5 protein-coding genes and 2 pseudogenes are annotated in these 6,885 nt (G+C 66.2%); 2 read left to right on the top strand and 5 right to left on the bottom strand.

Annotated features, from left to right (window positions below; genetic code table 11):
* Positions 1-222: 222 nt before the first annotated feature.
* Positions 223-570 (bottom strand): annotated as a pseudogene (locus ACFU8Q_RS37470) (transposase); the annotation flags it as partial.
* 568 nt (positions 571-1,138) lie between these two features.
* Positions 1,139-1,594 (bottom strand): hypothetical protein, encoded by a 456-nt coding sequence (locus ACFU8Q_RS37465; protein WP_384463409.1) that lies wholly within the window; start codon positions 1,592-1,594, stop codon positions 1,139-1,141.
* Positions 1,595-1,902: 308 nt separating this feature from the next.
* Here ACFU8Q_RS37465 and ACFU8Q_RS37460 point away from each other — a divergent pair, with 308 nt between their 5' ends.
* The gene (locus ACFU8Q_RS37460) at positions 1,903-2,904 is read left to right on the top strand and encodes a helix-turn-helix domain-containing protein (protein WP_384463406.1); all 1,002 of its coding nucleotides are present in this window, start codon (positions 1,903-1,905) and stop codon (positions 2,902-2,904) included.
* A 127-nt stretch (positions 2,905-3,031) separates the two neighbouring features.
* On the opposite strand, the pseudogene ACFU8Q_RS37455 reads toward ACFU8Q_RS37460, so the two are convergent.
* From ACFU8Q_RS37455 to ACFU8Q_RS37445, 3 genes and pseudogenes are all read right to left on the bottom strand, one after another.
* A pseudogene (locus tag ACFU8Q_RS37455) lies at positions 3,032-3,756 on the bottom strand (IS6 family transposase).
* A 287-nt stretch (positions 3,757-4,043) separates the two neighbouring features.
* On the bottom strand, positions 4,044-4,715 hold the full coding sequence (locus ACFU8Q_RS37450) for a LuxR C-terminal-related transcriptional regulator (protein ID WP_384463404.1): 672 nt from the start codon (positions 4,713-4,715) through the stop codon (positions 4,044-4,046).
* Positions 4,655-5,569, bottom strand: coding sequence for a hypothetical protein (locus tag ACFU8Q_RS37445; protein WP_384463412.1), 915 nt, complete (start codon positions 5,567-5,569; stop codon positions 4,655-4,657). Before ACFU8Q_RS37445 ends, ACFU8Q_RS37450 begins: the two co-directional genes overlap by 61 nt.
* A 168-nt stretch (positions 5,570-5,737) precedes the next feature.
* On the opposite strand from ACFU8Q_RS37445, the gene ACFU8Q_RS37440 reads away from it, so the two are divergent.
* The gene (locus tag ACFU8Q_RS37440) at positions 5,738-6,757 is read left to right on the top strand and encodes a trypsin-like serine protease (protein ID WP_384463401.1); all 1,020 of its coding nucleotides are present in this window, start codon (positions 5,738-5,740) and stop codon (positions 6,755-6,757) included.
* The last annotated feature ends 128 nt before the right edge of the window (positions 6,758-6,885 follow it).

Here is a 6,885-nt window from a genome sequence, read left to right as displayed (position 1 = left end):
AGCATGGGGTGGAGCCTCCAGATTTCGGCGCCCGCTATTTGACGCCGTAGACACCGCACGGTATCGGCAATACGACCTCCACGAGGCCGCGCGGCGCCCGAGGGCCGGCTCAGCCGCCTCGGATATCTTCCCGAACGGTCGATGCGGCGCTGTGCGCGCAGTTGCGCATGGTCGGTCTGGTGGAGTGCGGCACCCATGCCGTCTTCGACACTGCGATCGGTGCTCTGCGCACCGGGCCAGCAGCCGCCGAGCCGTCGGCGTGGAGGCCACCGGGCCGAACACCTCGCGCTGGTCCCGCAGAACGGCCAGATCCGCGATCGCCTCGCCGCCGTCGGCGAGCATCACTGCGAGATCGGTGGCGATCCGGCCTGGGTCATGGCCGGTGCCGCGCGGCCGAAGCGGCCGGAGCACGGTGGAATACGCCGCCGTCAGCCCGGTCGCTTCGGCGAGGTCCGCCAGCAAACGTGCTCCGGCGTGCCCGACCACCCCCGACCCGTCAGTGGACACCACAAGCCGGGGCCGCGAACCGATATCCTTCACGCAGAAAGTGCCTTCCTCTGGCGACGACAGAACCCCTAGACAAGGTCCATCGTCCCAGCTCAGGAAGGCACTTTTGCGTTTCTACCCAACCCTCAGCCGCACCCCAACCGAAACGGCGAGGCTAGGGGGACGAGATGAACGAGTACGTGAAGTTCATCTTCGTCCCGTCGGCCCTCGTCCTCCCTACGAGGGCCGACGGGGTTCACCACCAGTCCACAAGACATCCACAGCAAGGGGCTGCGGGAGCTGGCCCAAGCCGGTCTCGTACGGACGAAGCGACGCCCTGTCAACCCGACTGACTTCGAAGTAGTACGCGTCCGCAACGTTCACTACCTCGACCTCGACCGACTCAGTGAGACCGCCACCATCGGGCCACAGCGACGGCGCGTGGTGCGCGTGCCCAAGAACCGGGGTTGAGGAACATCCGAGCGAAAACCGGCGCTTGTGCTCTCCGTGACGATCTGCCGCAGATAACGGACCAATTTCTGTGCCATCAGCCACCGTGAGCTGCGGTTCCGCGCAGCGCGGGAGGCGCGAAGCGACCCTGTTACCTGCGATATCAGACTCGGGAATACGAACGGATCGGTTGGGATCGCTGTTACTTGAGCGTCCACGCCTTGCAGTTGATCAGCTTCTTGGTCCCAACCTTGCGGTCGCAGGCGTAGCCGTAGACCCTCTTCTTGTTCTTGAAGGTCCAAGAGTCAAAGCGGTTGACCTTCACCGCGTGCCGGGAGGAGGCGTGCCAGGCGCCGCCGCTCCAGGTGTAATAGCTCAGGGCGAACACCGCTTCAAGACCGTTGCCCTTGATCGCGTCCTTTGCGCCGGTGTTCGAGAACGATCCCCCGTAGATCGGCTCCCCGTTGCCGGTGTAGCCGGTCACGTAGTAGCGATAGGTGCCGCTGATCTTGGTGTTCTTGCTCAGGCTCGTGCCGCTGATGTATTTCGTTTGCGTTTTGCTGACAGAGGCAGCGTGAGCGGCGGGCGATGCCGCGACCGCGCCGCCGACCAGCGACACAATGGCCGCGAGAGCAGCCACCTGCTTGCGTGTGTTCATGGTTCTCCCTCCATAGGGGCCCTCTCAGGCCCGTTCATGCAAAGACACGGCAAGAACTCTTGATGTTGCTCAGCACAGTCACCGCCGTGCTGGTGACGGCCTTGGCCAGGGCGGGAGCCGCTTCGGCGGGCGCTCCGAGGCAAGGCCCGCACCGAGCGCTGCGGTCGACAGGGCGACGGTGACGCGTTTACGCACGTTCATGGTCGTGATTCCTCCGTGGTCCAATTCGTGAATCTGGCTCAGACCAGAAGTGTTCCGTTGGTCAGGGCTTGGGTAATTGACACAGAGCGCATAGTCGTTGTCACGATGTGAACAACAAGCACGGGGGCGGAACAATGGGCTGGGCCGAGATGCACACGGCCAACGTGCCGAAGGCTGAGAGGTTCGGCTGGTGGCGCGACCTGCTGATGCAGGATCTCGCACCCACACACATCGCCAGTGAGCACCGCGAAGACTTCCAGGGATCGACCGCTGCATTGGAGCTCGGGCCTGTCAAGGTGTCCGTCCTGTCGTTCCCGCCCTTGACCTCAGTACGAACCGCGCGGTTGATCCAGCGGTCGGATCCCGAGTTCTGGGAGCTGGGCTACATGGCCAGCGGGATCATGATGGTGGACCAGGCACGCAACCATGCTCAGGTCGGAGCAGGCGACCTGCTGCTGTACGACACGTCGCAGCCGGTGCAGATGCAGGTGACCGAGAGCGGCTGGCTGACTATCCTCCACCTGCCGAAACCTACGGTGCCGCTTCCGGACCGGTCGATGCGGGATCTTCTGTCACGCCGGCTTCCCGCGCAGGGGACCGGATCCCTACTCGCGGGGTTCATCCAAGGGCTGGCTGGTGGCCAGTGGAGCGAGCTGGAGGCCGAACGTCTTGGAGCGGCCGCAGTCCAGCTTGCCTCCGCGTTCCTCTGCGGCCTGGCGGACCGGGAGGGTCTACTGCCACCGGAGACCCAGCAGACCGTGCTCCTGCGCCGTGTGAAGGCCTTCATCGAGGCGCATCTGACGGAACCTCGATTATCGCCGCAGACAATCGCGGACGCCCACAACATCTCGGTGCGCTACCTGCACCATCTCTTCCGCCCAGAAAAGCAGACCGTGAGCGCCCTCATCCGGGAACTCCGGCTGGACCGGTGCCGGACCGACCTGGCACAGCCTGGCTATGCCAGCCACCCCATCGGAGCTATCGGAGCGCGGTGGGGATTCACGGATGCTGCGATGTTCAGCCGGACGTTCAAAGTAGCCTTCGGGATGCCACCTGGCGAATACCGCAGGTGGTTGGGCGCATGCAGAAGTGCCAGCGATCGTTCCTGACAGCGTTGCTGGGGCTGCATCGCTGTCGGATCTGCGAAACCTGAACTGAGGGCGCTGTCACGTTGTTGGGTGTGTACGTGCCTGACGGGGCGTCGGGGCATGGCGGGCCCCCGGTCCGGGCCTGTGTTCAGGCCGTGATGGGCCAGCCGACAGCGCCGGTGATCTCGTCCCAGATGGCGAAGCGGTGGCGGATTTCGGCTCGGTAGTCGTGTGCGGTCCTCAGGTGGCGTCGGGGTCGGAAGTGGGGCGAGATCCCGCTGAACGCGGACAGGAACCGTTGGGCCCCACCTACGGAGCGGAAGCCCTTCATCGCCCGTTCACGCTGCCTGGTTGGCTGGTGGCTGTTCTCCGCCCGGTTGTTCAGACCCTTGTGCGAGCGGTTGCTCCACCGAGGGCATGACCTCACGGTGAGCCGCGCCGAAGGAGCGCAGCTTGTCGGCGACGACCACCCCGGGCACTGTGAGGGTCGTCTTCAGCAGTCTGCGGAAGAACCGCCGGGCCGCGGCAATGTCCCGGCGGTTCTGCACGAGGATGTCCAGGACATTGCCATCCTGATCCACGGCCCGCCCAGGTACTTCCGCTCACCGTCGACCTTGATGAAGACCTCGTCCAAATGCCACTTGTCACCGGGCCGGGGCAGCCGGCGGCGCAGCGCGCCGGCGTAGCACTGCCCGAACTTGGCACGCCAGCGGCGAACCGTCTCATGCGAGACGACGACACCGCGCTCGAGCATCAGCTCCTTCACCTCACGAAAGGACACCGGAAACCGGAAGTACAGCACAGCCACACACAGTGGGAGATCACCTCGACCGGGTACCGATGGCCCTTGTACGACGACGACACGTCCCCCACGGACAACCCTCTCCAGCATGATCAACCCGGAGATCATCCCACTCAGCCAGCCAACGTGACAGCGCCCGGCGTCACGTTCTTCGGGCCGCTTGCCGTAGGGGTTGTTGGTCCGGGCTGCGATCCGAGCCAGCAGCACCTCGGCCGGCGCGCTCAGCAGTACGATGTGATCGAACAGGGGATAGAACCGGCCTTGGTTGGTCTTGCAGCCGGCCACGAAGAGGTTGCCCTCGCTGTGGCTGCTGAGCCCCGGTGAGACGGCTCGCAGGTTCCGAGACAGTGTCGGACGATCACGAGTTCAGATAGGTGAGCACGGCCAGAACACGCCGGTGATCCTCATGACTTTGGGACAGTCCGAGCTTGAGGAAGATGTTGCTGACGTGCTTCTCGACGGCGCCGTCGCTCACCACGAGCTGCCGGGCGATCGCCGAGTTCGTCCGTCCCTCGGCCATCAGCCCCAGCACCTCCCGCTCCCGCGGGGTGAGCCCGGCCAGCACGTCCTGCTTGCGGCTGCGGCCGAGCAACTGGGCGACGACCTCCGGGTCCAGGGCCGTTCCGCCCTCGGCCACCCGGACCACCGCGTCCACGAACTCGCGCACCTCGGCCACGCGGTCCTTGAGCAGATAGCCGACCCCGCCGCTGGAGCCGGCCAGTAGTTCGGTGGCGTACCGCTCCTCCACATACTGCGAGAGCACGAGCACGCCCAGCGCGGGGTGCGCCTTGCGCAGCTGCACCGCGGCCCGGACTCCCTCGTCGGTGTGCGTCGGCGGCATCCGCACGTCCGCCACGACGACGTCCGGCAGCGCCTGCTGGTCGTGCAGCTCCGTGATGGTCTTGATCAGCGCCTGGGCGTCCCCGACACCCGCCACGACCTCGTGTCCGCGGTCGGTCAGCAGCCGGGTCAGGCCCTCCCTGAGCAGCACTGAATCCTCGGCGATGACCACTCGCACCCTGTCCTCCACGATCCTCGGCCCCCCACAGCCTCGCCCCACGGCCTTCCGCGCGACATGGTCCAGCATTCCAGTATTCGGACCGTGCCGCGCGCCCGGGCCAGGGGAAGTGTAGGGAGGCGACCATATGTTTCGGCCTGCCGCCGCGACCGGTGCGGTCGCGGCCGGTAGGCCGTCATCAGGGGACTTCGGGAGCGGCGGCTCGGCGACGCCGAGTAGGAGTCGCCCATGGCGACCACTTCATGGTTCGGTTTGCCCGGGAGGGGCTGGAAGGCCACTGAGTCCCAGGCCACGTCTTCGTCCGCCGTCCCATCAGCCGTGGCATTCGTGAGTGTGACCTGCGGTGTTCCGGTGAAGTGGAAGGCGCCTAGGCTGGCCCACCGGCCAGCCCGCTGTTCCACAATCCTGGCATCGCTTGTGGTGTCCGCGCCGCTGATCTTGTAGGCGGCCTGCCTCGTGTGGGCACCTGTATCGGGCAGATGCACCAGGACTCGTGCCAAGGAGATGCTCTCGTCCAAGGTCCAGGTGCCTTTGATCGTCATCAGCCCACTGTCGCCACCGAGGTGGGCGGTGTCGCGGGTGTGGGCGTACCAGAAGTGCCCGTCGTATCCGCCGCCGATCTGGTACAGATCCCCTTTCGCTTCGTATTGTCCGAGGCCGGGACCAATCGCATCGCGGTCGGGGTAGAACGTGAACTGGAAGTGCCCGGCGTCGGTGCCGGTCGTGCCGCACCTGCTGTACGTGTTCGTCTGGTCGGGCATGGAGTGCCCGATGAGCGCGTTCGACGGCGGACCGTCGTTGTCGTTGGAGCAGACGGGGGTGCCGTCCTTGCGCCGGTAGCCGCGCCCCGGCTCAGCGATCAGCACATTGCAGGGTTCGCGATTGATCTGCGGTCACACTCCGGGCCTCGGGTTTTCCTCAGTACGGAGGGAAGAGGGCCATACCATCGGTTGACCTGTTACCCGGATGGTCTGGCAGGCATCGAAAAAACGAGGCTGAATGCGCACGGATCCACCAAGCAAAAGGAACCCCCTGTGTACAGCTTCAAGCCACTGCGCCGCCGTACCGCCCGCACCGCTGCCGTCGGCGTTCTCGCAGCTGCGGCCTGCGCCACTGTCATGGCCGGCAGCGCTGGAGCCATCGTCAACGGATCGGACTCCACCGAGCACTACCCGTTCATGGCGACCGTCCCCGAGTCGGCCCCCACGCTCGGTCTGAACGACGGGACCTGCGGGGCGTCGCTGATCGATAAGCAGTGGGTACTGACGGCGGCCCACTGCGTGAAGGGTGACGGCCTGGAGCTGGACGGCATCGTGCGCGTCGGCAGCGACCACCGCAAGTCCGGCGGCACTGTCCGGAAGATCGACCGGATCTTCGTCCACCCCGGCTATGTGAACGGCGAGGGCAAGGCCGCCAACAACAACGACCTCGCGCTGATACGCCTGGACCGCCCGGTCGCCCAGCACCCCATCAAGATCGCCGAGCATGTAGGGCGCCCTGGCACGCCGACCCGGCTCCTGGGCTTCGGCACCACTGTCGACACCGAGCTCAAGTTCCCGGACCGGCTGCAGGAGCTGAACACCCGCAGGGGCGCTGAGTCCGAGTGCGCGCCCGGCTACGCGGGCCCGACCCGGCTGTGCACCATCACCACCGTGCCCAAGGCCATGGCGTGCTTCGGGGACTCCGGCGGGCCGCAGGTCCAAAAGGGCCGGAATGGCCGCTGGGAGCTGATCGGCGTCACCTCGGGGCCCGGTGCCCCGAAGGTGCCGTGCTCGGAGGGTCCTGGCCTCTACACCAACGCGCCCGCCTACGCGGGCTGGATCAACAAGACCATGAAGACCAACCACGCCCCGAAGAACCACCACGCCCTGAAGACCAACAGCGCCCTGAAGACCGACGGCGCCCTGTCGACTGTGGCCACGGGCTCCGACCTCGCCGAGACCGGTACGAACGACAACACCGCGGCAATCGCCGGTATGGCCGCCACGCTGGTCGTCGCCGGTGCCGGCACCACCGTCGCAGTACGCCGCCGCAAGACCCGCAGCGCCGCCTAAGCGAAACCGCCGCAGCCCAAAAGCGGCCCCCTGACCAGGGGGCCGCTGCCCATTGCCGCGTCCTGCCCACCCTCATCCGCCCTGTTTGTAAGCACTTGAGAAGAGCTCTTTCTGCAGCATCCCGACGC

The organism is Streptomyces sp. NPDC057543 (assembly GCF_042801895.1).
Taxonomy (GTDB): domain Bacteria; phylum Actinomycetota; class Actinomycetes; order Streptomycetales; family Streptomycetaceae; genus Streptomyces.
The sequence above is the reverse complement of the archived record's forward strand: the minus strand, read 5'-3'. Positions and strand labels throughout refer to the sequence as shown.

Bases quoted from the DNA above. Each gene is read 5' to 3' on its own strand.
- ACFU8Q_RS37465 (WP_384463409.1), bottom strand. From the start codon at position 1,594: ATGAACACACGCAAGCAGGTGGCTGCTCTCGCGGCCATTGTGTCGCTG.